Consider the following 25,418-nt stretch of genomic DNA (forward strand, 5'->3'; position numbering starts at 1 on the left):
TTCGGTTGCGAAGCCAACCCCATCACCTCCAACCGCGAACGCCACGCCCGCCATGACCGACGATACGATTCCGCCCTTCTCGTTTCCAGCCGTTCACGCCAAGAAAGTCACCGCTGCTCCGGCCCCGTCGTGCAGGCGCACGCACCGGAGCACGTCGTGCCCGGCGGGCTGCCGACCGAAGCGGCCATCGCGCACGTGATCGTCTCCAAATTTGGCGACCATACGCCATTTTACCGTCAGGCCGAGATCTATGCGCGCCAGGGGATCCGGCTTGATCGGGCGACACTGGGCAACTGGTCTGGCCGCGCCTGTTTCCATCTTCAGCCCATCGCGGACCACATGCGCCACCACCTGGCCATGGCGTCGGCTGTTCATGGATGAGACCAAGGCGCCGGTACTCGATCCAGGGCGCGGCCAAACGAAGAAAGGCTACTTCTGGGCGATCGCCTCAGACGACCGCGGCCACAGCGGTCCAAGTCCGCCGATCGTGCTGTTCCGATATGCCCCCGGTCGCAGCGGTGCCTTTGCTGAGCAGTTCCTCGACGGTTTTGGCGGACGCTACCTGCAATGCGATGCCTATGACGGTTATGACCGGCTGACCGAAGTTGCTCGGCCGCAAGGGCCATGGACGCTCGTGCATTGCTGGAGCCATTTGCGCCGACGCTTCGTCAAATTGGTACGCAATCAGCAAGTCGCCGATCGCTGAGGCCGCCGTTCGGCACATCGCGCAGCTTTACGCCATCGAAGCCATGGTGCGCGGCTCGTCGCCGGACATCCGCTTGGCCGCGCGCAAGGAGCACTCGCTGCCCATGGTAGCCGCGTTGAAGTCGTGGTTCGAGAAACAGCTGTCGATGATCTCCAGCGGTTCGACGCTCGCCGAGGATATCCGCTATGCGCTCAATCATTGGCAGGGGCTGACCCGCTTCCTCGAAGACGGACGTCTCGAGCTCGACACCAACCCGGTCGAGAACGCCATCCGGCCAGTCTGTTTGACCAGGAAAAACGCGCTCTTCGCCGGTCATGAAATCGGGGCAGAAAACTGGGCCTTGCTCGCGTCGATCGTCGCCACCTGCAAGCTCAACGACGTCAATCCGGCCGCCTACATCGCCGAAACACTCGAGGCGATCATCGACGGCCATCCCCATAGCAGAATCGGCGACCTCATGCCGTGGCGCTTCCGCAAGGCGTCAAGCCAGTCTCAACAGGGCCCCGGCTGAGCGCTTACAGCAAACACCGTAGCTATTCGTCCGAGGCGGAAGAAAAGTTCAGTTGAATCAACGAGGTTGACAGACACCCCTAGAGCAACATTGATTTTACCGATGACGGTGAGAACTGCACTCCGCGTTCGTTCACGTACCCAAGCTTGGCAAGCTCCTCAGCAACGGCGCGCAAAGAGCGATGGCCTCCCTTAGGTGATCGGCGTCTGAGACGCCGAGCTACCTTCACCAGTTGGGGATTGATTTCAGCCCATGATTTGCGACCCTCGACCTTTCCGACTAGCGCCCGTTTGCGCTCGCGAGCCGCCTTCAACTTTGCGACTAACCTGGCCTTCTCGTATTGGTGAAACGCGCCGGCAATCTGCCGCATCATCACGCGCGACGGGTCAGTACTGTCGGTCAGATCATCTCCGTTCGCCGTCAGCACGCGGACGCCACGATTGATCAACGCCAGAATGCCAAGCTCCTGGGTCATGAGCTCACGGGCAAAGCGGCTGGCGTCCTCGACGATGACGGTTCTGACGCCGTTGCTTTCAATGCGGTCTAGCAGAGCAGCAAAGCCGGCCCGGCTCTCGATTGGGTCGGCTCCCGAGACGGCTGCGTCATTAAATTCGTTTACGAGGTCAAATCCGGCCCGCTTCGCAAAACCTTCAATGGCAGCTCGCTGCCGTTTGTCGCTGTCCTTATCGGTGCCGACGTTTGCTGCGGATGATGTTCGGAGGTAGGCGACTGCAGCCCGTTTCGCTTTCAGTGTCATATACTTGCCTCATATTAATGTACGGATTTCTTGAGAAAGCGCTGCGGCGGTTTGGCGGCGCTTCGCCTCCACCAAGGCAGGGCTTTGAGACGGGCATGGGCCCATCCAGAGCACGTCGGCGGAACGGGGCTCCTCCAAACCCGGTCGATGATCGTATTGAATTCTTGATCAAATCTCGGCCAGCGGCGAGGTTCGCTTCGACATGCTACGGTGCGAAGCTACATATCGCGAATCGCCTCAAACTGAATCCGGGCAAACGCGCAGCATGGTGTGGAGATAACTCATATTTTCTTCTCCCTTGAGAGAATTGTCGGTTTTGGTTTCGGCGGACGGGGGCATGAAATGGGAGCAAAATGTAGCAAGGGGCAGGGGTTTGCGTGACTTTTGCGTGCCACCGTGTTGCTCGCTGAAAGGGTCTCAGACCGTTGACGCGAGCTTGCTGGTGAGGCCGAACGCATCAGCGCTCTATTCGCTCAACCGGCAATGCCAAAGGCTCTTAAATCGGCTCCTGCGAAGCCGAAGTATCAGAACGGGGGTCTGAATTGGTCCGGGCGAGGGAGGCAGCCCTCGTGGGTGAAGCATCACATCGCGCTTGGTGGGACTCTCACGAACTAAAGGCGCCCCAGTGAAGGGGCGCTTCAACCCACGAGCCGGTCAGCGATAGTTTTTGGTTTTAGCGGTGTGTGGCCATCTCCTGTATCACGTGTCACTGATGATCCGGTGAAAAGCTCATCGCCCTGTTGGAATACCGCTCGCCGCTTGTACCGAGCCCGGACTCGTTGAGCAAATCAACACCACGGTCAACAACGACCATCCGTACACCCACTACACTCGCAAGCGCACGGCTGCGCAGCAGCTAAAGCCGGGAGAGCCGGGCTACTGCACCGAAATCCACGCCACCATGTTCGCCTGCAATCTGACGAGCGGCGAGGGGCATGCCTTCTTGCTGCTCGATGACGGGCGGGTGCTGGATAACCGGTTTGACCAGGCGGGCGAGGTTGGCTGCCGCGCCTATTGGCTGGCTGCGGCATGCCCCCCGGTCACGGCGTTAACCACCATGTCTAACCGTGGCTGATTGTCGTCGGCGGCATTGAATAGCCCTAGGCGAACCCGGGCTCGCCCATTAATCTGCGCCAAAGTTGGCCCATTTGGGATCGATTTGGGGCTTCATGACCAATTCCATCGAACAGGCGTACGAGCGCCTTCTGAAACTGAAGCCTGATATCGAAGCGGCGCTTGCGGCGAAGCCGAACGAGGCCGATACGCGCTTGAAGGTTTTGGACCGGTTCCTGTTTGAAGTGCTGGAGTGGAAGCAGGGGGCAGTTTTCACCGAACCCCCGACTGAATCTGGTTATATCGATTATCTGCTGACAATCGGCGAGCGTCGCGGAGCGATGGTTCTTGAGGCGAAGAAAGCTGGACTGCTTCAACCGGCGACCAAGACCAAAGAGTTAATGGTCGTCTCCCTGTCTGGCCCGGTGGTCAAGCCGCTGTTGGCGGGTATCAAGCAGGCGATGGGCTACGCCCTGGAAAATGGTGTGGCCGTCGCCGCTGTGACAGATGGCAATACCTGGCTGTTCTTCCGGGCCTCCCGTACCGATGGCTTAAAGCCACTTGAAGGAAAGGGCATTCTTTTTTCGTCATTAGAGACAGTGATTGCGAACTTCGCGAAGTTTGTGGAGCTGCTGAACGTCTCGGCGATCGTGCAACGCCTGAATCTGGCGCATCTCGCCGACGCAGATGGCTTGGCGGTGCCAGAGGCGGAGCAGCAATTGTTCGTGCTCGACCCTGGCGAAGCGAGCATGAAGCAACGGGACCCGCTGGCTAGCGATGCCGCTCTTCTGTTCCAGCAATTCTTCTCCCGATTATCGAACGACAAAGACCGGGAGATGCTGCGGGATTGCTTCGTGGAGACCTCGGAAAGCCAAAGGGCTGACTTCGAGCTCGAGAAAATCGTCCAGCGAGTGTTGAACAACATCTCGGCGCTCGACACTGCTCAAAGCAGCGCGCTTCAAGGCCAGATCGAACGAGCTATCACAACGCGCCGCTCCGAGACGGTCTTATTGGTTGGCAACAAAGGCGCCGGTAAATCGACATTCATTGACAGGTTCTTCGAACAAGTTCTCGCGCGACAGGTGCGCGAAAAGTGCATCGTGGCCCGGGTCGACCTGGAAGAATACCATGCCGATCCAAAAGGCATCGTGCCTTGGGCAATCCTGCAATTGCGCGACAAGCTAGAGGCGGCGGTGTGTACGACGAACCCGCCAAGTTACGATGAGCTACGGGGCATCTTCTTTTTCGAGTACCAGCGGCTATCAACTGGTTCGCGAAAGCACCTGTACGAGACCAACAGGACCGAATTTAGGGATCAGTTCGGTCGGCATATCGAGGAGCGAAGAGAGAAGCAACCTGACGAATACGTCAGGCTACTGCTTGCTTGGGCGGCTTCCGGCCATCAAAAGCTATCGTGCCTCGTCTTCGACAATACGGACCAGTTTCCTTCAGAAATTCAGGACATGGTCTATCAGTTAGCGCATTCCCTCGAAAGCGCTGCGCCCGTCTTCACCATTGTGCCGATCACGGACAGGACGGTGTGGCGATTGTCGAAGGCTGGCGCGCTGCAAAGCTATTCGGCGAAGAGCTTCTATTTGCCGGTCCCCGACGCAAAGGAAATTATTTCGCGTCGCGTGACTTTCCTCAAGAGCAAGGTGAAGGGCGAGCCCAAGGCTACTGAGTCCTACTTTTCACGCCGTGGCTTCCAGGTGAAGGTCAACGACCTCGCAATTCTAGCCGATGCGGTTGGCAAGGTGTTTGTCGAAAACGACTATGTTTCAGGCTTTATCGGACGACTCGGAAACTTCGACATCCGGCGGATGCTCAAGATTGCCGAAAGGATATTTTTGTCTCCCGAACTCGCTATCGACGACATTATCAAATCGAAGTTCTCGGGTGAGGATGTAACCACTGATCGCGTTAGAACGCACCGGGCATTGGTTAGGGGTGAGTACGATCGGTTTAGCGAACGGGAGAACGAGTTCATCTCGAACCTGTTCCAAACGAATCCTCAGAAGCCGGGGCCGCCGCTGCTTGGGTATTACATCCTCTGGATCTTGCGCCGGCAAATGCACAACGCGCGCAACAACCAGGATGAGAACATCGAAACAGCGCATTGGGCTGTATCGAGTCTCGTGCAGTTCTTCGAAGGATGTGGCGTGGCGGAAGAATTGGTCGTTGCTACCGTGAACCGGCTCTATGATCGACGACTGATTGAAGCACTCGATCCAAACGTCCAACACGTTACCGTCGCGGATAAAGTGGCGATCAAGGAGAGCGGCATTGCTCACTTAGAGCTGCTGCTGTCGTCGCCGGTATACATCGATCAGATGGGCCTCGTGACGGGCATCAACGAGCCATTTGCTCGGGATGAAATCAAAAAGGCGCTCACAGCCGGGAGATTCGGCGATATCCGCGAACAATTCCTACGTTATACCCTCAAAATCGACTCTGGGCGGATTACCATTCCCTCGAACGAGATCTACGGACAGCTGGCTATGGCACGCAAACAAATAGAGCGTATGACTTCACAAGGTTCTCGGGCCGCTCGCTGAATCGGCATGCCAGGATGACTCAAGGGCCTTTGCCTCGCGCAGCCCGTCGAACCATCTGTTCGCAAGCTCGGCTGAGCTGAACTGTCTGGCATATCCGCGACGGTTGCAGCCTTCGACCTGGTCCAGGGCGATCACTGATAGTTCGACCATTCGGGGATGCGTTCGCTCTTCTCCCATCGCACAACAGCCTGTCAGGCAGTATGGGCTCAATACTGCGCCTCGAAGTCGGTAGCCCAACAAGAGGCTAACGATGAAATCCTCCGCCGCTGCAAGGCAAAGTTCGAGGCCGCCCTTTGTTCGTCCGCATATCAGAAGTGGTTAGATCAATCCGCAGAGACTTCCGGTGTTTATGACAGTTGAGGAAGATGACCCTGAGCTGACCTCGCCCATCGCGACAATTCCGAACGCCGCCGCGCGGTTCGGTGAACGATTTCGGGTTCAGGACCTCCGAAGAGACGGCTCTGACCGTCAAGTTAGGGAACGATGCCACGGCAGGCCCACGCGACGTTTGCAAACGACCTCGGTCCATCTGGCCGGCCGGCCTCGTAGGCATCGCGCACGGCAGCGTCGGTGCGCGCTCGCTCCGCAGCGTCGAGCGCTGCCACATACTTGCCGAGCGGCCCTTCGCCAGCGGCAATCGGCGCCCAATAGTCGGCAAGCTTTGGTAGTCCATGCGGATCATTAGCTCCTTTTCTGTAATGTCCACGAGACCCTGTTCGGCAAAAGTCCGCCTCAGTTCGCCCGGCTGCATCATCGGTTGAAAGCAATAGCGACTGCGAAGCTGCCGCCCGCTTTCACCGAGTGCCGCCACCGTGTCGACCATCATGCGCATGCCGGGCATGCCGCCGAGATGATCCCACACCGCTGCCGCGACCACGCCGCCCGACCGAACGACGCGGCACATCTCGGCCACTGCCTTGGCGGCTTCGGGAACGAAGTGGAGCACGAGAAGCGCAAAAGCGCGATCGAACGTACTGTCCTGGAAGGGCAGGTCGCAGGCATCCGCCTGTCGGATGGTAATTCGCGGGTTTGTGTTGCGCCGGATCACCTCCTGGACAAAGACTGGTGAATAGTCGACCGCGGCAATCTCGGCGAGGTCGGCGGCTTTGGCGAGCGTGAAGGTCAAGCTCCCGGTGCCGCAGCCGACGTCGAGAACCCTTTCGCTGTCGGCAACCCCCGCGAAGTCGATGAATAGCCGCGCCAGTCGTTGGCTCCAGCGGCCCATGAGCTGTTCATAGCCCGCAGCGTTGTGTACGTTGAATTCCGAGGCCATCGAAGTCTCCGTGCGCTCGCCAGGTTCTTAAGACCTCGACGGGGTAGCTACCAAGCCGCTAAAGCAATCGCGTTGCAATCGCGACGAGCGTGCCGTGCGGCTGCTCTATGATGGTATGGTAAGATCTGTCACGGCGAGTTCCTTTTGACGGCTACCATGCCTCATCGAGGCCGAGTTGCTCGAATACCTCGCGACGAAGCTCAACGAAGTGCGGATCGCCGCGGTGGCGAGGATAGGACTGGCTGTTGACGACTTCGGCCTTGATCCGTGCAGGCCGGTCGCTCAGCACGATGACACGGCCAGCAAGCAATAGCGCCTCCTCGACATCGTGCGTGACCATCAGCGCCGTGAAGCGCGAGCGCTGCCAAAGTGATACGAGTTCCGCCTGCATCGCGATGCGAGTCAGCGAGTCGAGCTGGCCCAAAGGTTCGTCGAGAATGAGCAGCTTTGGGTCGTTGACAAGCGCACGCGCCAGAGCCGCGCGTTGCGCCATGCCACCGGAAAGCTGGTGCGGGTAGGCATTGGCGAAGCCCGTGAGCCCCACCAGGCGCAAGGCGTCTTCGATACGCCCGCCATGAGTGCGTAGCAACCCGCGGGCTTCCAGACCGAGCGCAACGTTGCTCCGTACCGTCCGCCATGGATAGAGCGTTGGGTCTTGAAAAACGACGACACGCGACGGATCGGGTGCTTCGATCTCTCTTCCTTCCGCTAGCAGGGAGCCGGCTGTTGGAGTGTCGAGCCCCGCGACCAGCCGCAGCAGGGTCGATTTTCCGCACCCACTCGGACCCAGGAGAGCGACAAATTCGCCGCGGCCGACCTGAAGGCTGATGCGGTCCAATACCGGCAGGGGCTGCCCTTCGAGATCGAAGCTGTGGCTCACTTCGCGGAGCGTTAGCGTCGATCCACGGACCGCGTGATCGCTTGCGATCGCCGCTACCATCGCACCAGACCTTTCTGCCAGGATAGCAGGCGGTCCCGCAAGCGGAACAGCAGCGTGATCAGCCCGGAGCACAAGAACGCCATGAGCAGCAGCGCGGCGTACATATTGGCATAGGCCGCCCAACCTTGCGCCCATTGCAGGTACCAGCCGAGCCCCGCCTTCACGCCCAGCATCTCGGCTACCACAAGAACCGCAAACGAGTTGCCGAGACCCATGAACAGGCCAACAAAGACATGTGGCATTGCCGCCGGAATGGCAACCTTGAGCACGAGGAAGCGCTGGGTTGCTCCCAATGTCCGCGCAATATCGTAATAGGCGCTCTTCACGCAGGCGACGCCCGACCAAGTCAGCACGGTGACCGGAAACCCGGTGGCGAGCGCAATCAGGAAAATGCTGGCGCTGAAGCTCGACGGGAAAACGAAAAATGCGAGGGGCAGCCAAGCTGTCGCGGGCAGCGGCCCGATGAACCGCAAAACTGGGTGGATCCAATAACCGGCGAGCCGCGACCAGCCGATCGCCACGCCGGTTACGAACCCCACCGCCGCACCGAGAAAGTAACCGGTCGCGAGCAGACGCGCTGAGGCGAAGATGCCTTCAGCCAGCCGCCCCCAATCATCGATTACGACTTCGACAATGGCCTGCGGCGGCGGAAAGAACGGCAACGGCAGCAATCCAAGCTTTGCTGTGACGGCCTCCCAGGCAGCAAAAAACAGCGCGAGCGCAAACAGCCACGGGGAGAGCCGCTGGAGACGCTGAAAAGCAACAAAACGAACGCCGGCAAAGGCTGCCAGGGCGAGCGCAAGGGCCAACGCGCCGCAGGCAATCGCGAAGCCGCCCGTGTAGGCCCAATCGCTCTCGGGCTTATCCGGCCAGAGCGCAGTGAGCACGGCGACCATAGACCATGCGGCGGCAACAGACAGTCCGCCGATCAACGACCGAGTGGTCGAACTTTCAAAAAAGCCGAAACCCGATTTCTCTGATGGCCTCGGCACTTCATCGATGACCGAGCTCACTGCGGATCTTCCCAATCGGCTCAGCTTAGAACGTCAAGATAAATCCGCTCGGCGAACTTGGCCGGGTCAGTGCTTCGCTTCATGACGTTCACTGCCTTGAGTTCGTCGGTGTAGAGTAAAAGCTGCTTCTTGAGCGTGGCCCCGACCGGGTGATTGTGGTGAGTATGGCTACGATACATGGTGGCGAGATCCTCTACGGATCCTCTCCCGCCGTAGCCCGAATAGATTGCTGCGGCATCGGAGGGATCGCTGGCAACTAGGTCTGCCCCCTCCAGTATCGATCGGGTCAGAGCGGCCGCCACCGGCATTTCGGTTCGGGTGAGGCTGCCACGTATCGCGAGAACGCAGCAGGTGCGGTCGGCGAATTCACCCGTCAAGTTCGTCGCGATCTCGTTGAGTTTGCCTTCCTTGAGCCAGAGGTAGGGCAGCGGATCTATCTCGGCCAGCGCCTGCACTTCGCCCTTGTCGACGGCAAGCGCGAGCAGATTGGCCGGGTACTGGCGCCACTCTACCTCTTGGGCCGGATCGATGCCCTTTTTGGCGAGGTAGATCGAAAAGAAGTTCTTCGCTGGGCTCGCTTGATCGCTAATCCCGATAGCCTTGCCGCGCAGGGATTCCAGGCTGTCAATATTCGCAGCCTTGGAGCCGAGGAGCCGGATGCAGCCGCCGTGCACACCGGCGGTGATCCGAACGTCGAAACCTTGCTCCAGCGGTTTGAGCCAGCGCAGGGCCAATCCCAAACCGGCATCCGCCTTGCCAGTTGCAATCGCCTCCAACAACTGGTCGGTCGAACCGCCGAAATTGACGAATTCGACATCGAGGTTGTGCTTGGCGAAGATACCCCGCTCCTTTGCGACTGCCGCAGCGACGGTGCACGCCGCGTTCGCATTCCAGGCGAGTTTGAGTTGGCGGGGTGGGCCCTGCAGCTCTTCACTGCTCGCTGCGGCGCGACAAATAAGAGGCTCGCCGGGAATATAAGACAGCGATCCAGTCCCGGATGCCGTCAGCGCGCGAGCCGCTCCAAACATTCCAAGCGGCGCCGTGGCGCCGAGGGTGCAAACCAACGTCAACACCGAGCGGCGGGAGAAGGCGCCCCGCTTCGCTTCGGACAGACCTTTCGTCAAGCTGTTACCAATTTCGCGCTTTTCCATGTGTCACTCCCAAACTCGCGTGTGAATGGAATAGAACTGGGCGGCGCTTTGCGGGGCCTTAGCTCACCTCTCTTTGGGCATCATCCGAGCCCGTCTGCTACACAGGTGTGAAGAGCTTCACATTAACGCAAAAAATTGGAAGGAGATAGCCGCGCGGCGATTAAGGCTCTTGTCAATCGTGTTGACCTACTCATGGCAACGTCTGTCGCATTTGATCGTGATCGGCGGGGGGGAGATGATCGAAATTTCGGTCGTGCGCACGCTCCACCATGGCGCCCGCGTTGCGCGAATTCAGCGACGCGGTCTAACTTCTAACGCTAAGTCAGCATGATCTGGGATAGTCGGCTGGTCGCAGCAGAACGGAAACTACGGGTTAGGCTTTGCGCTTTTGATCCATGTCGGCTTCCCGCTTCGCTTGCTTGATCCCGGGAATGCCATCAACGTTGCGCCGGGGACGCAATTACAAGGAGGTCGCATGATTACCGCCGTTGTACGATACAAACTGCCTCCGCAGATCGACTATGCCGCCTGTCGCGAGCACTTTCACAAGATCGCACCCAGCTTCCGCGAGGTGACGGGGCTAGTCAGCAAGCACTTCATCTGGTCCGAAAGCGGCTGGGCCGGCGGCGTGTACCAGTGGGAGCGTATTGAGGACGCCAAGGCGTTCTACACCGGGCCGTGGCTCGAGGGCATCATCCAGCGCTACGGCATGAAGCCGCAGATCGATTTATACGAGACTTTTGCGGTGACAGACAACGCGCGCGGCAAGGTTGAGCTGTTCAAGGAGACCGTTGCCTCCAAATGACCCCGAGCAGATCTAGCTCATCTGCTGCGCCAGCGCGTAGAGGCGACGGCGTGGCTAGCCAACTGCAAGAATGTCGAGATTGACTCAAGGCGACATCGGCTGCCTGCGCGACGAAGTCCGGCCGAACCCACGAGAACCCTTCTCTCAGTGGCTAGCGATGTTACGGACGAGCAGACACCCGCCTCAAATGGCATAGCGACGCGGATGACTCCATCCGGAACGACCTCGAAGGCCGCTTCCGCGCCAACGCACTTGATCCGCTATGCCAAGATCCATGGCGCCGGGCATCGGCCCTGGCTCACCGCGATGTTGACGTGGCGACCCACCAAGGTCGCGGCCATCGCGCTCGCCAACAAACTCGCCAGGATGGCATAGGCGATGATCGCCAGCAAGGAACGCTACCAGGAGCCCGCCGCTCTCACGGCGTAAACGAGATTACAGCCGGACACACCGGTGTGACGTAACGGTTGGAAAGTTGGAAGGACGAACAGCACGTAATGCAGTGCTGGTCGATTCGGCGATCAGGACAGCTCACTTCGGCCATGGCATCTTTGAATGCGTGCTTTTGACCGGGACCTAATCCGCGGAGGGCATTATGGCCAGCGGTCATGGGTACCGCGCAAACGGGCCAAACACATGGCTGCTCCGACCAATGCAGCAAGTGAAGATTCTTCTTGCTGGAGCGTCCACACATGGCCAAGACCGAAGGTCTACTTCCGTCAGCACGTCAGCTCATTTGGGCAGAGCGGACGCCGCCCGGTTTGGCCGCCATGGGCGGCTTTTGACCCCTACCGGAAGTCGGCCTCTGGGCAATGATGCGTCTAGTCGTGTCCGACCATCCCATCCTTACTTGGCAGAAATCGAACGATCATTCGGCGGATCGGATGCCCCGCGGGTCAATACCCCTGTTCGAGGCGACGTAGTCGATCTCGCCGCGCGTAGTACCGATATCCATTAGCTCCCTGTCGCTTAGGTCGCACAAGTTGGCTATCAACCTCTGGCGTTTGCGCCGTTCCTGAAACGCGCACCAATATGTCATGAAAAAACTGGAGACGCGCCGGGCGATACGGCCGACTGTCCCAACCCTGTTGCACCATAGGTCGTGCTCATGGCGGAATCTCCTGGGTGTTGTTTTTACCCGGACGAGGGTGCCAAGGCATGAGCGAGCGCGCTTGACATTCGGCTTACATTTTCTTTACCGGGGGCTTATTCTTTGCGTTCCAAGCGGTGCTAGAGGCCCCGACGATCGGAGGCCGCCTGAGGGATTGGCAGCTTGCGCTATCTCTTCGAGGAGTACGCAATCGACACTGACCGGCGCGAGCTGCATCGCGGGGCGGACGTCGTCTCCGTCGCGCCACAGGTATTCGACCTGCTCGACTACCTGATCCGCAACAGGGAGCGCGTCGTCAGTAAAGACGACCTCATCAATGCCATTTGGAACGGCCGTATCGTGTCCGATGGGGCGCTGACAACGCGCCTGAATGCCGCCCGCAGTGCGCTCGGCGATTCCGGTGAGGAACAACGCCTCATCAAAACCCTCCCGCGCAAGGGCTTCCGTTTCGTCGGACCAGTGCGGGAAACGCAGGGAGCCGCAGGCGCGGTAGTCGCCGATAACGCCGTAGACCCGTCGAAACACGCCCTCACGCTGCCCGATAAGCCTTCGATCGCGGTGTTGCCATTCCACAACCTGTCAGGTGATCCCGAACAGGAGTATTTCGCGGACGGAATGGTAGATGACATCATCACGGCGCTATCCCGGTTCAAGGCGCTGTTCGTCATCGCCCGAAATTCGAGCTTCACCTACAAGGGGCGCGCCGTTGACGTGAAGCAGATCGGGCGAAAGCTAGGGGTGCGTTACGTGTTGGAAGGCAGCGTTCGCAAAGCAGCAAACCGAGTACGCATCACGGGACAGCTCGTCGATGCCGCCACCGGCGCACATCTATGGGCGGACCGGTTTGATGGTGGTCTCGGCGACGTCTTCGATCTGCAGGACCAGGTGACCGAGAGCGTTGTCGGGGCGATCGCGCCAGCGCTGGAGAAAGCCGAGATCGAGCGTGCCAAGCGCAAGCCGACCGAGAGTCTCGACGCCTATGCCATCTATTTACGCGGTTTGGCCAGGTTTTATCAGTTTGCTGGCCGGCAAGTGAACGACGAGGCATTGCGCCTGTTCAACAACGCGATCGAGATCGACCCGGATTTTGCGTCGGCCTACGCTCGCGCCGCCTCTTGCTACGCCTATGCCAAGGGGAATGGCTGGATTTCAGGCACACCGAGCGAGATTGCCGACGTGACGGGGCTCGCTCAGCGGGCGGTTGAGTTGGGCAAAGATGATGCGATGGCGCTCGCCGCCAGCGGGTGGGCGTTAGCGCATATTGTTCGCGATCTGGAGGCAGGGGCCGGCTTAATCGATCGCGCGCTTGTGCTCAATTCCAATTTGGCCGAGGCATGGTTTTACGGCTGGGCAAAAAACTATCTCGGCGAGCCGGAACAGGCGATCCAGCGCTTTGCGCGTGCCATGCGCCTGAGCCCACTTGATCCGCGGGCGACAGGGATGCGGGCTGGGACCGCGCATGCACATTTCTTCCTGGGCCGCTATGACGAAGCGGTATCGTGGGTGGCAATGGCATTGCAGGACAATCCGGACTATCAACCTGGATTACGGATCGCCGCCGCAAGCAATGCAATGGCCGGATGCCCGGAGCAAGCACATCAGGCCGTGGCTCGGGTGCGGCAACTCAACCCCACGCTACGTGTTTCCACTCTAAAAGACGTAGTGGGCCCTTTTAGGCGGGCGGAAGACCTCTCGCGATTTGAAGAGGGATTGCGGCGAGCCGGGCTGCCGGAATGACCATCGCAGCCAGGTGCTCAGCCGTGGCGACGAGCTGAATAATGGGCCGACTTCTGCTGTTGGCCATCGCGACAATTTGCGCTGCCGCGCGGACTTGGTCGCTATAGTGGTAAAGCGGACATTGCCTTTGTCGCATCACCCCGCTTGGTTTATGGGTACACGGCCGAGTTGTTGAACGAGCATGATGTGAATAGCTCGTTGCCATTTGAAGAGTTCGGCGTTGGCTGGCGAAGAGGAGGTGAGGCTTGCGCACTCTTGTGTGACAGCCGTAAACGTTGGCGGATCACCGCTCCTCCAAACTGGAGCAACCAAGGCGCTGAAACCCCAGCGATTTTAGTCGATCCTTATGAGGCATGCGCGAGTAGCTACGGTGACAAGCTACAAACAATTGGCCCAAACGTGAGCAACCGCCGACAGAAGGTAACACTTTAAGATCGGCGGCACGCGTCGTGCGGCGGGGAGTTCATTTGCCCGGCGCACTCGCGAATTTGATAAAGCGACTTGTTCCACGAAACAGTGATGGGATGTGCATTGCGGGTGCACGCCTGCGAAGAATCGCCTCAGGGCTCGCGGCCGGTTGTTCAAGGGCGTCCGACGAGCAACTGAAATGGACCCGCGGAGCGGGACCGGTTGAACCGGTTTGTTAGTTGGAAACGGATCGCTCCTGATCCCTTTCTATCACGCAGCCAGAGACTCTGTCTGCTGGAATTGCTGTGGGCATGTGGTCAACGCGTCAGCGTTGTCCACCATGTCCACAGCCTGCGCGGCCTGCATCCGTTCGCGCCAGACCGCCATCGGCGTGCGATAGCCGAGGGACTGATGAAGGCGACGATCGTTGTAGAAGGCGATCCAGCTCGCGATCCCTGCCTTGGCCTCGCGGCCGTCGGCATAGCCCTTGAGATAGATGTCCTCATGCTTGAGCGACCGCCACAGCCGCTCGATGAAGACATTGTCCATCCAACGACCGCGGCCATCCATGGAGATCTTGATCCCTGCGCCCACCAACGCGCCGGTGAAGGCCACGCTGGTGAACTGGCTGCCCTGGTCGGTGTTGAAAATCTCCGGCGTGCCGTAGGTCGCCAGCGCCTCTTCCAGAGCCGCCACGCAGAACGAGACGTCCATCGTATTCGACAACCGCCACGCCAGAACCGCACGGCTCGCCCAGTCGATGATGGCGACGAGATAGAGAAAGCCGCGGCCGATGGGCAGATACGTGATGTCGGCCGCCCACACCTGGTTCGGCCGGTCGATCGTCATGTTGCGCAGCAGATAGGGATAGATCTTGTGGCCCGGCGCCGGCTTTGTCGTGTTCGGCTTCGGTCCCAGCGCCGCGATGCCCATCTTGCGCATCAACCGCTGCACGCGCTTGCGATTGACCTGAAGCCCCTCAGCCTTCAGCATCGCGGTCATTCGCCGCGAGCCCAGGAATGGCCAGGCGGTGAACAGCTCGTCGATCCGCTGCATCAGGGCAAGGTCGTTGTCGTTGGCCGGCTGTGGCGGCCGGTAGACCCCAGAACGGGCGATGCCAAGCAACATGCATTGCCGGCGGATCGACAGCGCCTGGTCGGCGCGATCGAGCATTCCTCGACGGTCCGGCGTGCTCATCTTCCGGACCTCCGCGCTAAAAAATCGCGCTCGACTGTCAGTTGTCCAATCTTGGCGTGCAGCTTCTCGATCTCGCGTTCGCGCGTTTCCTCGCTCTCGCGCCCGACACCCGCGTCAAAAGCCCGGGCCGCCTGGTCCAGCAGCTGCTTCTTCCAGGCATAGATCTGGTTCGGGTGAACCTCATAGCGCTGGGCCAGATCGGCCACCGTCGCCTGCTCCCGCACCGCTTCCAGCGCGATCTTTGCCTTCAACGCCGCGTCGATCTTCCGTCGTGTCTTCTTCGTCATCATGCCCTCCGTCTATCAAACGGAGCGGCCCTTTTCCAACTTAGCCTCTGGTCCCAAAACCGGGGTCCATTTCACAACGGCAGCACGTCTGCGCCGCCTGCCATGAGGGGATTCGACGGCTCGAAGTGTTCCCGCAATTCTCGCTTCCGGACGAGTGAGCGCGCATCCAGAAACGCATCCTTCAGACTAACGGCTTTCCGGAGCGCGACGTTGAAAAAAGCGTCGCCGAAATAGGTCCACTTGGCCTTGTCCTGAAAGCCGAACGACGGATGGTTGGCATCGGCCGCGGTGATGACCAGCACATCGGGATTCGCCAGACGCGGGATAAAGACCCCGGAATAACAAGCCGAGATGACAACCACCTTGTGTCGCACACCTGTCTTCGCGAGCATGTTGCTGAGACGAGATGGCGTGAGCGTCTCTGTGTGCCGCCCCGCCTTGATTGCGAGGCCGTCTGGAGAGCCATGCGAGGTGAGAATCAAAAAGAGAACGTCTTTCTCAGCATCCAAGCGGTTGGCTGCCGCCTGCAACGACCTGGTCAGCGCTTCGATCGTTGCATTTCCGCCCTTCTTGGAATTGTACTCCACATTGATCGGGCCAGTCCGAAAACGGCCAGCTACGACCTGAGCTGCACCGGTCGCCTCGGATCTAAACACGCCTTGATCGCCGAACAGGCCAAAGGACACCACGCCAACCTTTCCAGCGCCCTCAACAGCATGTACCGACGAAACTAACGGCCAGATGGTCAGAAAAAAAGCGACGAGCGGCGCACCGAGCCAACTGATCGAGGACCTAGAGGTCATAGCGAACCTCGTTTCGAGATCGCCGGGAGAGAACTACCGCTCAACACAAATAGTGAAAAGCCAGTGTAGTTCCATCCTTCGGAACGGTACACGCATGAGCCCGGAAATGCGAAGTGGCAGCACCTCCGATTGAGGTCCGCTTAGTGGGTCGGAGCGGACCAGATTTGCTAACGCTAGGTTCTTCGCATTTTGACCCAAGACGGACATGATCCAGCTCGTCAGGCGCAATTGACAGCAGTTTGCATCAGGATCATGATGATTTGAGGTAGATACGACCTGCCGCTTGCGCCCCAATGGGGGATGGTGAACGTATCATCGATCTTTCTAAACCCTTTGCCCGAACGAACGGGTCAGCAATGCAAGCGCCTGGCACCTCGGCTTCGTTCAAGCAAAGGATGAAAGATCATGCGCGACTATCGCGACGCAAAGACTATGGTGCATACGGCCCGGGTCTTCCTCGGTGATCACGGCCTGAAGATCACCAATAGCCAAAGCCTTGAACTGATTGCCAACGCGTTTGGCGTTGCGGACTGGAACACGCTTGCTGCTACTATTCGCGGCGAGGTCAGCACGCCCCGCGCCGAAGCGGCAACGCCATCACCCGCAACGATCGATGCAGGGATCAGACCCCGAGGGCCCCGTTTCTCCAGCGAACTGGAACGCACCTTGCAGCGCGCTCTTGCTCATGGTGACGCGCGAAAGCATCAGTACACGACGTGTGAGCATCTGCTGCTCGCGCTAACAGATGATCCGAACGCGTCAAAGGTTATGCAGGCTTGCCGTGTCGATCTTACGGCACTCAAGAAAAGCCTGACCAACTACATTGACAATGATTTGCGGTCTATCGTTGTCGAAACTGGCATATCCATTGCGGATTCCGACGAAGCCGGCCATGCATTCCAATTCGAAGCCGGCCGGGCATTCCGATCTGAAGCCGGCCACCCGTTGCGTCGTTCGCATGGGTCAATTTCATGATGTCGTCGAGGGCTGGGAAGGTCAAGAGACCGGTTGATCTTGAGCGGGTTGCTTCTGCTTCCTGAGGCTCTCTCCTTTGAGTTCGATGCGGTAGGCATTGTGGACGAGGCGATCGAGGATCGCGTCGGCGATGGTGGGGTTTCCGATGATTTCGTACCAGCGATCGACGGGCAGCTGGCTGGTGACGATAATCGAACGGGCTTCGTATCGATCCTCGACGATTTCGAGCAAATCACGGCGTTGGTCGGCGTCGAGAGGTTCTGGTCCCCAGTCGTCCAGGATCAGCAGATCAAGTCGTGCGATCGCCCGCAGCATCCTGGTATAGCGTCCGTCGGCGCGTCCCAGTGCGAGAGCGGCGAACAGACGCGGGACGCGATGGTAGGCAACGGCGAAGTCGTCCCGGCAAGCCTTGTGGCCGAGGGCGCAAGCAAGCCAACTCTTGCCGACGCCGCATGGCCCAGTGACAAGGAGATTATGCCTCGCTCGGATCCAGTCGCCGGCGGCGAGTTTTAGAAAGAGCGTGCGGTCGAGCCCGCGGATGGCACGGTAGTCGACATCCTCGACGCAAGCGGCATGACGTAGCTTGGCGGCGCGAGCTCTGCTCTCAAACCGCTTTTGCTGTCGCTGCGTTTTCTCCTGTTCCAGGAGCAGGGCCAGCCATTCGGCATGTTCGAGGCTGCGTGCTTCGGGCTGGGCATCAAGCTCCTTGAAGCCTTTGGCCATGCCGTGGAGACCGAGATTTTGCAGCAGGTCGAGCGTGGGATGGGTCAGCATGCTGGATTTTCCTTTCAATGGAAGTAGCCGGGGCCGCGCAGATTGGGATGGTCGACGACGACGTCATCGGTGGGGCGAGCGCTGCGGTCGAGCTTGTTGGCGATGATCGAGGCGATGCTCTTGTAGGTCAGCGCGCGGACCGCAACCGCGCGGGCCGCGATCAACTCGGCGCGTTCTGGATCGAGTTCCTTGAACAGCCGAAGCACACCCAGACAGGTCCGGAATCCCTGTTCGGGATGAGGCCGATTGGCGAGGATGGCGAGGACGAGCCCCTCAGTGTTTAGCCCGATCGATCGTCCCCAGCGCCGGAACCGCTCGGGAGTCCACTCGGCGTAACGCCGATGCGCGCTGGGCATGTGGTCGGGATCGGTGCCGTGCCGGCGGCCGCCGTAGCGGCGCTGGTGAGCCGCAACACGCGAACCCCGATGGAACAGCTCGATGGTCCGGGTGGTGGCGCGGACGTCGACCTGCTCCCGGATCAGGCCATGAGGAACAGAGTAGAAGAAGCCGTCGATCTCGACATGATAATCGAGCGAGACGCGGGCCACGCGCCATTCCGCAAACTGATAGTCGGCGTCCGGCAACGACGCCAGGACCGACATCTCGACCGTCTCGAACAATTGACGGCGACTGACACCGAGCCGGCGCATGATGTGCGCGTTGATCCGCTCCAGCGCAGCGGCAATGGCTGCGTTCGCCTCGGCCAGCGAGAAGAAGGTCTGGCGACGAAGCCGCCTGAGGATATAGGTCTGGGCAAACCGAACCCCGGCCTCCACTTTTGCCTTATCCCGCGGCTTTCTTGGCCGTGCCGGAAGGATGCCAACGCCGTAATGGGACGCCATCATCCCGTAGCTGCGATTGATTTCAGGGTCGTAGAACGAAGCCCGGTGCACGCTGGACTTCAGATTGTCAGGAACGACGAGGCGTGGCACCCCGCCAAAGAACCGGAACATCCGGACATGGGCCTCGATCCAGTCCGGAAGTGTCTGCGTCCAGGTCGCCTCGGCGTAGGTGTAATTCGAGGCGCCAAGCACGGCGACGAAGATCTCCGCATCGCGTACAATCCCGGTTTCGCGATCAACGATCATGATCTTCTTGCCGGAGTAATCGACAAAGACCTTGTCGCCGGCCGGATGGTCCTGCCGCATCGTCGGAGACAGCCGCCGGTCGAATTCCCGGAATAAATCGCAGAACCGGCTGTAGCCATAACCTTCCGGGTGGACCGCCCGGTACTCCTCCCACAGCACCATCAGATTGACGCCAGGCCGCTTCAGCTCACAGGCCAGCGAGGCCCAATCCGGCTCCCGGCGCCGGCGAAAGCCGCGCCTGACGCCGGCATGGGCAAACAGACGTTGTTCAAGAACGGCGTCGGTCAGATCGCCCGCCAAAGGCCACGCCAGCCCGGCAGTCAAGGCACGCTTGAGATTGTCCTGGATGGTGCTGCGCGCCACGCCGAGCGTGCGCCCAATCTCCCGGGCGCTCACCCCATCACGGGCAAGCCGCAGCATCTGTCGTATCTGTCGCATGGTCAGTTCTCTCTTGGCCGGCATCCGCTTCCCCACGTTGATCAACGCGGGACTTGATGCCTGAGGGACTGACCCAAACGAAAACGCCGACTTCCAAAAACCCGGCCGGCTTCAAATCGGAATGCCGGCCGGTTTCATTTCGGAATCGTGGCCGGCTTCAAATCGGAACGATGGCCGGCTTCAAGTCGGAATACCTGGCCGGAATAAATCGGAATCCGCAGTTTCAAGCCCCTATCAATGCGACCGACTAAACCGCTACGATGCCGTCACGTGAGCTTGGGAGCGGACATGAGACGGCGCGAGTTCATCACGATTCTTGGCGGTGCGACGGCCATATGGCCACTCTCGGCCGGAGCGCAGCAACCGGCGAAGATGTCGCGGATCGCTTTGGTTCTCTCAGCGGGCGAAGTCAGCACAATAAACGGAAGCGATAAAATGGCTTTCCGCCCGTTTTTTGAGGAGCTAAGTCGCCTTGGTTACGTCGAGGGCCAAAATCTCCGGGTGGAACGGTACTCTGGAGAAGGGAGAACCGAACGTTATCCCGAACTGGCCCGCCATGTCGTCGATACGCATCCTGACTTGATTTTGACGGTGGGCGGTCGTCTATCGTTAGACTTCAAAATGGCGACGGCTACAGTTCCGATTGTGACGATGGTCATCGATCCGATTGCAATGGGACTTACGGCGAGCCTCGCGCGACCGGGCGGCAACATCACAGGCGTTACTATCTCTGGCGGATTGGAGATCATCGGGAAACGCATGGGGCTGCTGGTCGAGGCAGTGCCGAAGCTATCCACCGTCGGTTTCCTTGCGTCGCGACCTTTCTGGGAGGATGCAAGAGGCGCGGCAGCGCGGGACGCGGCGAAAAGTGCAGGGATTGCGTTGTCACCTGCTGTGCTGGGCACTGCTTTTAACGCCGCAGAGTATGAGCGCACCTTCATGTCGTTTAAACAAGATCGAACGGATGCGCTCATGGTATCTGAAGAGCCCGAGCACACCACCTATCGCGCCCTGATTGTCGAATTGGCGGCGAAAAGCCGAACTCCCACGATTTATCCTCTCCGTGAATTCGTCGAGATTGGCGGACTGATGGCTTATTCGCCCGACATCGCGGACATCTTTCGCCGCTTTCCCATCATCATCGATAAAATTCTCAAGGGCGCTAGTCCGGGCGATATCCCATTTTACCAGCCGACCAAGTTCGAGCTGAGTATCAATCTCAAGACTGCGAAAGCACTCGGCCTCGAAATGCCGGCGATGCTGCTCGCCCGCGCCGACGAGGTGATCGAGTAGGGATGCGTTTTTTGCTGCGGTGCATGAGTCCGTTTGTGGCCCTTAGCGTCGAAGCGTACCCATCACTTCGGCGTCGGCTGTTCGGGGAGGACCGGACATGGATGCAGGTATGCCAAACCGACGCGAATTGCACTAAGCCGCTGTCGCGGTAGAGCACGACGGCTCGATATCCGCGAGTAGGGAAGTGGCTCCGCTGCCCGGCGACAGATCGGCCCGGGTGGGCTCTGCCAGCAATTAGCTGCGCATGGCGGCGCGGAAACCGACGAAGCTCAACGCGCCCGCCACGGTGACGGCAATCCAGCTCACCCAAAACGGCACATCGACGCCATTCAAGGTGACGGACCAGTCCATCACAATCCGGATCAACTGCAAAAGCGCGCTCAGGGCAAAGATGGCGGCGGCGAGCGTGCAAAAGGTTCTTATGGTCATTGCCCGTCTCCGACGGCACACGAGGACGTGGCTCGCCCCCGCAGCCAAAATGGGGAGGGGCCGGCGCGGCGGCCGCTCCCTTTAAGCAGGGAAGGACCTAAACAGAGCCATTCTCGATGTGTCGCACAATCGCCGTTTCGCGACGCCGCGAGTCGGGATCACTTCCGCCTTTGGCACAAATGCGAAGTGCAGCGATGTCCGCGGTTACTGTGAGCGGCACTTCGTCCCCACAATCCGCGGGCAGTGTTACTGCGCCAGAAATCTATATGCGACAATCAGAGCCACCATGCTCGCGAAAATCAGCAGTGCTGGAAGGGGTTCTCGGATCATTGGCTTCGTCGAATGCAGTCCAGCCGATAGACCGGGCTGATTAGGCCGTTTCTTGAGCCGCACGACTTTGCCCTCTGTCATTGGTGTGCGAGCCTTTGGTTCCGGGGGCGCGCCCACGCCTCCCATCTCGCTGTAATAAGCGCTGTAGACCTCGCGAACGGCTAGGGCCGTGGACTCGGCCTCGCTCATTGTCTCGAGCCGAGTTCGATAGTTAGTCAGAAAGCTTTGGGCGCTGGACGGCAGGTCATCGAAACCACCGAGCTTGGCCATCATGAGCCAGGTGGCAAAATCCGCTTCAGCCTTCGTGCGCGCTTTCTTGGCGATACTAGCTTTGGAGCTAGAGGACATGGTGGTCCGATTGGTTTGAACCCGGCCGCGAAGCTGTTCATTGACACCATCCGCGCGGCGGGAAAGGCAATTGGCAATCCAGTCACAGTAATGACGGCGCGGGAGAGTTCAAACGCGAATCTTACCAACTAGTCGACTCCTGGCCCAGGTTGAAGCGGACCGAGCAGGCTAGCTAGGGTAGGGCTCACCTCCGCTGATGCCCCAACGGCAGTAGCTCTGCGACGCACATACGAACAGTAAGCGCGGAAAACAGCGGCTGCAGGCCGATCCATTAACGCTTGCGGATATCCACTCCTTCGCACCCCGGCCGCATTCTTCCGCACGTGCAAAGGGATATGGCAATTGATCGGCCAAATCCTCAGCTCATCCACGGTCGTAAGCCACGGTCCGAGTGCCGCGGCGAAAGAGATTTGGCAGGTTGCTGCACTTCGCAGCTGCGGCTGCTTCGGACCCGGACTAGTCACGAACCAGAGCGATTGATAGGAAGCAGTTGACCGACAATCGAACCAGCGAAGCGTCCCGCTGAGGCGGTTCGGTCTGCCTGCCTACTCTGTCGTTTTGATGCGAGTACATTCAGAAAGACATGATCGCGGTGCGAGTCACCCGGGAGTTGAGATTGGCGGTGGTCGGATCGCCCTGCTATTTTTCATCACGAAGCATTCCCCGGAAACCCAGGGATCTAAATGACCATCGATGCATAAGCCTGCGTCTTCCCGGCGGTTCATACAGGTGGGAATTCGAGAAAGGACGGAAGGCGGTCACGGTCGGCGTGAATGGCCCACTCATCATCGATGACACCCACCTGGTGATTCAGGCGGCACTCGCTGGCGCCGGCCTAGGGATCGCATCGAAGAGCAGGTCGCGGAGCATGTTACGAAACGTCGCCTTGTTCGTGTGCTGGAAGATTGGACGCCGCCAATTCCCGGATTCTGCATGTATTACCACAGTCGTCAGCATCAGCCGGCTGCGCCGTCTGCACTAACCAACGTGCTGCGAGCCTCTTAACCAAAATTGGACGCGACGAACTGTCTAGTGGCACCGTCCGTCACCCTGGCGATGAACCAAGGGCTGGTTGAATTGGAAAGGACGGGAGGCCGCTGTCTTCCTGGCCACGCATTCGAGTGCCGCATCAACCCAGAAGACACCGAACGCTTCGCCCCCACCGGTGGTGGACTAATACCGAGTCGACACATGTTGCGAAAACCGGCGGGCGTTCTCGCCAATGGTGCCTTCGCCAACACGGCGAGCGTAGCCGTTAACCGAAGTCCCCGAGGTACCCACAAATTCCCGGCGCATCGTCGCGTTCACAGAATATAAATCACATTGTTGGCATCGCCATTTCCTGCTGACAGATATGCAAATTCATTCTGAGGAGGGAATTTCTCCATGTTGAAGCATTACATCAAGACCACCAAAGCGTTGAAGCGTTTGCGCACGGACCAGGACGGCGTGGTGTCGTTCGAGTACATCATTGTCGCGGCTTGCATCATCGGCGCAGTGACTGCTGCGTTCGGTACCGGAGCCGGCGGTGCCATCGCGAACGCGCTGACTGGCGGTATCACCGCTATCACGGCCGCTTTCACCGCGGCCGTGTAGTTCAGGCATCTCGCCCCGGAGGGGGGCATCGGAATCTGCCCCCCATTTCCTTTCGGCGTGCATTCATGAATTGAATTGCTCATACAGCATCACTTCTGAAAGTTCTGACTTCGAGCCAAACAGGGATTCCTCTCATGTCGAGGTATCGCGTCAAGTGCATGAGCGCGCTGAAGCGTCTGCGCACGGACCGGAACGGAGTGGTGTCGTTCGAATACGTGATGCTTGCGGCTTGCATGGTCGGCGCCGTGGGTGCTGCTTTCGGTACGGGCCCTAACGGAAATGTCGCGACCGTGCTGACGAGCGGAGTTAGTGCGATCAGCGCCGCGATCAGCACCGCCGTCGGAAGCTAATACAGCCGTCTGGGCTCATGAAGGCACCGGAGATTTTCGCTACGGTTTTTTGAGGCGCGCGTTTGATGAGTTGGATTTTCTCCATAACCTCGTTTATCGAAATCTTATTGTTGCTATACGTCGCAAGCTTCGATGTCGCGACAAGATTGATCCGAAACGACATCTGCCTGGCGCTGGCGCTGCTCGGGATCGCCGGCCAATTCGCCAACCCGATGCTAATCCTCGAATCCCTGATCGCCGCGACGATCCTGTTCCTGCTGCTGTTCATGATTTACCAGCGGGGAGGGATTGGTGGCGGTGATGTCAAGCTGCTGGTCGCGTTGGCGATCGGCCTTCCGCTGACGGGCGTAATTCAGTTGTTGACCATCACCGCGCTAGCCGGCGGCGTTCTCGCCCTGGTGCATGTGATGATGCGCCTCCTGCCATATCCGAGGCTCGCGCCCGCCGGATCATCGCTCGTACGCCGCGTCTACGCGATAGAGCGTTGGCGCCATTTGCGACATGCGCCGTTACCTTACGGGGTTGCCATTGCGTGCGGTGGTATCTGGACCGTTTTCAGCAAAGGACTTTGACATGTCATCCGCTTTGCGCCTCTCGATCATCATGGTGTTTGTACTCGCGACGGCAGCGCTCGGGCTGATCGCTTACAGCATGAACCTGCCGAAGGCACAGGTCCCGGTACAGATTGCGGAGAGCACTCCGGCGCCGGCGCCTGCCCCTGTCGGGTACTTCGTCGCGGCACATCCGCTACCGAGAGGGACGCTGGCCCGCGATGAAGATTTCACGACCCGCTCCGCCTCATCGTCGGATGGTGTTCCTGCAGGAGCGATCCTTGATACGCCAGACGCCAGGATCGGACTTCGTGGATCCCTGGTTCGCAATTTCCTCGACACTGGCAGTCCCGTCACATCAAGGGACATATTGCGCCCGCGCGAACGGGGTTTCCTCGCCAGCGTGTTGGCACCGGATAGCCGTGCGATCAGCATCAATGTTGACGCCGCCTCCGGTGTCTCGGGTCTGATCTGGCCGGGTGACTACGTTGATGTCGTGTTGACCGAGGAGTCGACGACAGCAAGCGAGAAGCAAAACCCGGATCACCAGCATGGCACGCTGACCGAAACCGTCGCCCACAATGTTCGAATTGTCGCGATCGACCAGGAGATCGTGCAGGGTGGCTCGGCCAGCAACGCCTCGGCAGGCAAGGTAGCGCGTACCGTATCGCTGCAGCTTGCGCCGGAGCAGGTCAAGAAAGTCGTCGTCGCAGCGCAGCTCGGGAAGCTCTCCCTCGCCGTACGGTCAGCGGTCGATCGACAAGATACAGGGGACACTGACGCGACGATCGTCATCTATGCACGCAACAGCGGCACAAAATACTCGGTTCGGAGAGATGATGCAGGGAGCACGCGAGTGGCGTCGACTGGCGATGTCTTGCCGGCGATCGCCTCATCAACGCCGGTCGCTTCGGCCGTATCGTCACGTCGGTAGGGGGA

General features: G+C 59.5%; 23 protein-coding genes and 3 pseudogenes. 13 read left to right on the plus strand and 13 right to left on the minus strand.

From position 1 onward, the window contains the following. The 3 genes and pseudogenes from QJT78_RS33420 to QJT78_RS33430 form a co-directional block, all read left to right on the plus strand. A pseudogene (locus QJT78_RS33420) lies at nucleotides 1–212 on the plus strand (hypothetical protein); the annotation flags it as partial. After that, nucleotides 196–977 (plus strand): annotated as a pseudogene (locus QJT78_RS33425) (IS66 family transposase); the annotation flags it as partial. The pseudogenes QJT78_RS33420 and QJT78_RS33425, both read left to right, overlap by 17 nt. 69 nt (nucleotides 978–1,046) lie before the next feature. Further along, entirely contained in the window at nucleotides 1,047–1,217 is a 171-nt protein-coding gene (locus QJT78_RS33430; RefSeq protein ID WP_244433176.1) for a transposase domain-containing protein, read from the plus strand. Between the two features lie 79 nt (nucleotides 1,218–1,296). Here the strand turns inward: QJT78_RS33430 and QJT78_RS33435 are convergent, their stop codons facing one another. Then, nucleotides 1,297–1,974, minus strand: coding sequence for a recombinase family protein (locus tag QJT78_RS33435; protein ID WP_038952133.1), 678 nt, complete (start codon nucleotides 1,972–1,974; stop codon nucleotides 1,297–1,299). A 1,169-nt stretch (nucleotides 1,975–3,143) separates the two neighbouring features. On the opposite strand from QJT78_RS33435, the gene QJT78_RS33440 reads away from it, so the two are divergent. Next, the gene (locus QJT78_RS33440) at nucleotides 3,144–5,582 is read left to right on the plus strand and encodes an AAA family ATPase (RefSeq protein WP_038952135.1); all 2,439 of its coding nucleotides are present in this window, start codon (nucleotides 3,144–3,146) and stop codon (nucleotides 5,580–5,582) included. A gap of 473 nt (nucleotides 5,583–6,055) precedes the next feature. Here the strand turns inward: QJT78_RS33440 and QJT78_RS33445 are convergent. From QJT78_RS33445 to QJT78_RS33460, 4 genes and pseudogenes are all read right to left on the minus strand, one after another. Then, nucleotides 6,056–6,855: pseudogene (locus QJT78_RS33445) on the minus strand (methyltransferase domain-containing protein). A gap of 151 nt (nucleotides 6,856–7,006) precedes the next feature. Further along, complete coding sequence (locus tag QJT78_RS33450; protein ID WP_038952137.1) at nucleotides 7,007–7,795, minus strand: ABC transporter ATP-binding protein; 789 nt, start codon at nucleotides 7,793–7,795, stop codon at nucleotides 7,007–7,009. Further along, a complete protein-coding gene (locus tag QJT78_RS33455) occupies nucleotides 7,789–8,727 on the minus strand; it encodes an ABC transporter permease subunit (RefSeq protein ID WP_224517721.1) in 939 nt (312 codons plus the stop codon). The genes QJT78_RS33450 and QJT78_RS33455 overlap by 7 nt, the downstream gene beginning before the upstream one ends. A 101-nt stretch (nucleotides 8,728–8,828) precedes the next feature. Further along, a complete protein-coding gene (locus QJT78_RS33460) occupies nucleotides 8,829–9,959 on the minus strand; it encodes an ABC transporter substrate-binding protein (protein WP_080587038.1) in 1,131 nt (376 codons plus the stop codon). Between the two features lie 388 nt (nucleotides 9,960–10,347). Here QJT78_RS33460 and QJT78_RS33465 point away from each other — a divergent pair, with 388 nt between their 5' ends. Continuing rightward, complete coding sequence (locus QJT78_RS33465) at nucleotides 10,348–10,764, plus strand: hypothetical protein (protein WP_281460420.1); 417 nt, start codon at nucleotides 10,348–10,350, stop codon at nucleotides 10,762–10,764. 260 nt (nucleotides 10,765–11,024) lie between these two features. Here the strand turns inward: QJT78_RS33465 and QJT78_RS33470 are convergent, their stop codons facing one another. Next, complete coding sequence (locus tag QJT78_RS33470) at nucleotides 11,025–11,156, minus strand: hypothetical protein (RefSeq protein ID WP_281460421.1); 132 nt, start codon at nucleotides 11,154–11,156, stop codon at nucleotides 11,025–11,027. Nucleotides 11,157–11,632: 476 nt separating this feature from the next. Beyond that, entirely contained in the window at nucleotides 11,633–11,803 is a 171-nt protein-coding gene (locus QJT78_RS53240; RefSeq protein WP_080587039.1) for a DUF1127 domain-containing protein, read from the minus strand. A 234-nt stretch (nucleotides 11,804–12,037) separates the two neighbouring features. Here QJT78_RS53240 and QJT78_RS33475 point away from each other — a divergent pair, with 234 nt between their 5' ends. Further along, nucleotides 12,038–13,612 (plus strand): winged helix-turn-helix domain-containing tetratricopeptide repeat protein, encoded by a 1,575-nt coding sequence (locus tag QJT78_RS33475; RefSeq protein ID WP_281460422.1) that lies wholly within the window; start codon nucleotides 12,038–12,040, stop codon nucleotides 13,610–13,612. Nucleotides 13,613–14,290: 678 nt separating this feature from the next. On the opposite strand, the gene QJT78_RS33480 is transcribed toward QJT78_RS33475, so the two are convergent. After that, nucleotides 14,291–15,504, minus strand: a protein-coding gene (locus QJT78_RS33480; RefSeq protein WP_244433177.1) for an IS3 family transposase whose coding sequence is annotated in 2 segments (ribosomal slippage) — nucleotides 14,291–15,228 and nucleotides 15,228–15,504 — 1,215 coding nt in all. Because the reading frame shifts where the segments join, the coding sequence is not laid out codon by codon here. Between the two features lie 71 nt (nucleotides 15,505–15,575). Then, on the minus strand, nucleotides 15,576–16,307 hold the full coding sequence (locus QJT78_RS33485; RefSeq protein ID WP_038976345.1) for a C13 family peptidase: 732 nt from the start codon (nucleotides 16,305–16,307) through the stop codon (nucleotides 15,576–15,578). A 405-nt stretch (nucleotides 16,308–16,712) separates the two neighbouring features. On the opposite strand from QJT78_RS33485, the gene QJT78_RS33490 reads away from it, so the two are divergent. Next, nucleotides 16,713–17,282, plus strand: coding sequence for a Clp protease N-terminal domain-containing protein (locus QJT78_RS33490; RefSeq protein ID WP_038952145.1), 570 nt, complete (start codon nucleotides 16,713–16,715; stop codon nucleotides 17,280–17,282). A gap of 21 nt (nucleotides 17,283–17,303) precedes the next feature. Here the strand turns inward: QJT78_RS33490 and istB are convergent, their stop codons facing one another. Together istB and istA are read right to left on the minus strand one after the other, a co-directional pair. Then, entirely contained in the window at nucleotides 17,304–18,056 is a 753-nt protein-coding gene (gene istB, locus QJT78_RS33495) for an IS21-like element helper ATPase IstB (protein WP_038943657.1), read from the minus strand. Nucleotides 18,057–18,070: 14 nt separating this feature from the next. After that, entirely contained in the window at nucleotides 18,071–19,582 is a 1,512-nt protein-coding gene (gene istA / locus QJT78_RS33500) for an IS21 family transposase (RefSeq protein WP_348652402.1), read from the minus strand. A 288-nt stretch (nucleotides 19,583–19,870) separates the two neighbouring features. Between istA and QJT78_RS33505 the strand changes: the two genes are divergently transcribed. Beyond that, entirely contained in the window at nucleotides 19,871–20,875 is a 1,005-nt protein-coding gene (locus tag QJT78_RS33505; protein WP_049810193.1) for an ABC transporter substrate-binding protein, read from the plus strand. 234 nt (nucleotides 20,876–21,109) lie between these two features. Here the strand turns inward: QJT78_RS33505 and QJT78_RS33510 are convergent, their stop codons facing one another. Further along, entirely contained in the window at nucleotides 21,110–21,304 is a 195-nt protein-coding gene (locus QJT78_RS33510; RefSeq protein WP_038952150.1) for a hypothetical protein, read from the minus strand. Nucleotides 21,305–21,550: 246 nt separating this feature from the next. Next, complete coding sequence (locus tag QJT78_RS33515) at nucleotides 21,551–21,982, minus strand: hypothetical protein (RefSeq protein ID WP_038952151.1); 432 nt, start codon at nucleotides 21,980–21,982, stop codon at nucleotides 21,551–21,553. A gap of 583 nt (nucleotides 21,983–22,565) precedes the next feature. On the opposite strand from QJT78_RS33515, the gene QJT78_RS33520 reads away from it, so the two are divergent. From QJT78_RS33520 to cpaB, 5 genes are all read left to right on the plus strand, one after another. Then, nucleotides 22,566–22,964 (plus strand): LysR substrate-binding domain-containing protein, encoded by a 399-nt coding sequence (locus tag QJT78_RS33520; RefSeq protein ID WP_240537768.1) that lies wholly within the window; start codon nucleotides 22,566–22,568, stop codon nucleotides 22,962–22,964. Nucleotides 22,965–23,368: 404 nt separating this feature from the next. After that, on the plus strand, nucleotides 23,369–23,578 hold the full coding sequence (locus QJT78_RS33525; protein WP_038945075.1) for a hypothetical protein: 210 nt from the start codon (nucleotides 23,369–23,371) through the stop codon (nucleotides 23,576–23,578). A gap of 134 nt (nucleotides 23,579–23,712) precedes the next feature. Then, nucleotides 23,713–23,928, plus strand: coding sequence for a hypothetical protein (locus QJT78_RS33530; protein ID WP_038945074.1), 216 nt, complete (start codon nucleotides 23,713–23,715; stop codon nucleotides 23,926–23,928). 65 nt (nucleotides 23,929–23,993) lie between these two features. Then, on the plus strand, nucleotides 23,994–24,500 hold the full coding sequence (locus QJT78_RS33535; protein WP_038945073.1) for an A24 family peptidase: 507 nt from the start codon (nucleotides 23,994–23,996) through the stop codon (nucleotides 24,498–24,500). Between the two features lies 1 nt (nucleotide 24,501). Further along, the gene (gene cpaB, locus QJT78_RS33540) at nucleotides 24,502–25,413 is read left to right on the plus strand and encodes a Flp pilus assembly protein CpaB (RefSeq protein ID WP_049807972.1); all 912 of its coding nucleotides are present in this window, start codon (nucleotides 24,502–24,504) and stop codon (nucleotides 25,411–25,413) included. Nucleotides 25,414–25,418 lie beyond the last annotated feature (5 nt).

The organism is Bradyrhizobium sp. Mp27, from assembly GCF_029953005.1.
Classification (GTDB): Bacteria; Pseudomonadota; Alphaproteobacteria; order Rhizobiales; family Xanthobacteraceae; genus Bradyrhizobium; species Bradyrhizobium barranii.

Bases quoted from the DNA above. Each gene is read 5' to 3' on its own strand.
- QJT78_RS33435 (WP_038952133.1), bottom strand. From the start codon at position 1,974: ATGACACTGAAAGCGAAACGGGCTGCAGTCGCCTACCTCCGAACATCA.
- QJT78_RS33440 (WP_038952135.1), top strand. From the start codon at position 3,144: ATGACCAATTCCATCGAACAGGCGTACGAGCGCCTTCTGAAACTGAAG.
- QJT78_RS33450 (WP_038952137.1), bottom strand. From the start codon at position 7,795: ATGGTAGCGGCGATCGCAAGCGATCACGCGGTCCGTGGATCGACGCTA.
- QJT78_RS33460 (WP_080587038.1), bottom strand. From the start codon at position 9,959: ATGGAAAAGCGCGAAATTGGTAACAGCTTGACGAAAGGTCTGTCCGAA.
- QJT78_RS53240 (WP_080587039.1), bottom strand. From the start codon at position 11,803: ATGACATATTGGTGCGCGTTTCAGGAACGGCGCAAACGCCAGAGGTTG.
- QJT78_RS33485 (WP_038976345.1), bottom strand. From the start codon at position 16,307: ATGACCTCTAGGTCCTCGATCAGTTGGCTCGGTGCGCCGCTCGTCGCT.
- QJT78_RS33490 (WP_038952145.1), top strand. From the start codon at position 16,713: ATGCGCGACTATCGCGACGCAAAGACTATGGTGCATACGGCCCGGGTC.
- istB (WP_038943657.1), bottom strand. From the start codon at position 18,056: ATGCTGACCCATCCCACGCTCGACCTGCTGCAAAATCTCGGTCTCCAC.
- istA (WP_348652402.1), bottom strand. From the start codon at position 19,582: ATGCGACAGATACGACAGATGCTGCGGCTTGCCCGTGATGGGGTGAGC.
- QJT78_RS33505 (WP_049810193.1), top strand. From the start codon at position 19,871: ATGAGACGGCGCGAGTTCATCACGATTCTTGGCGGTGCGACGGCCATA.
- QJT78_RS33510 (WP_038952150.1), bottom strand. From the start codon at position 21,304: ATGACCATAAGAACCTTTTGCACGCTCGCCGCCGCCATCTTTGCCCTG.
- QJT78_RS33515 (WP_038952151.1), bottom strand. From the start codon at position 21,982: ATGTCCTCTAGCTCCAAAGCTAGTATCGCCAAGAAAGCGCGCACGAAG.
- QJT78_RS33520 (WP_240537768.1), top strand. From the start codon at position 22,566: ATGATCGCGGTGCGAGTCACCCGGGAGTTGAGATTGGCGGTGGTCGGA.
- QJT78_RS33525 (WP_038945075.1), top strand. From the start codon at position 23,369: ATGTTGAAGCATTACATCAAGACCACCAAAGCGTTGAAGCGTTTGCGC.
- QJT78_RS33530 (WP_038945074.1), top strand. From the start codon at position 23,713: ATGTCGAGGTATCGCGTCAAGTGCATGAGCGCGCTGAAGCGTCTGCGC.
- QJT78_RS33535 (WP_038945073.1), top strand. From the start codon at position 23,994: ATGAGTTGGATTTTCTCCATAACCTCGTTTATCGAAATCTTATTGTTG.
- cpaB (WP_049807972.1), top strand. From the start codon at position 24,502: ATGTCATCCGCTTTGCGCCTCTCGATCATCATGGTGTTTGTACTCGCG.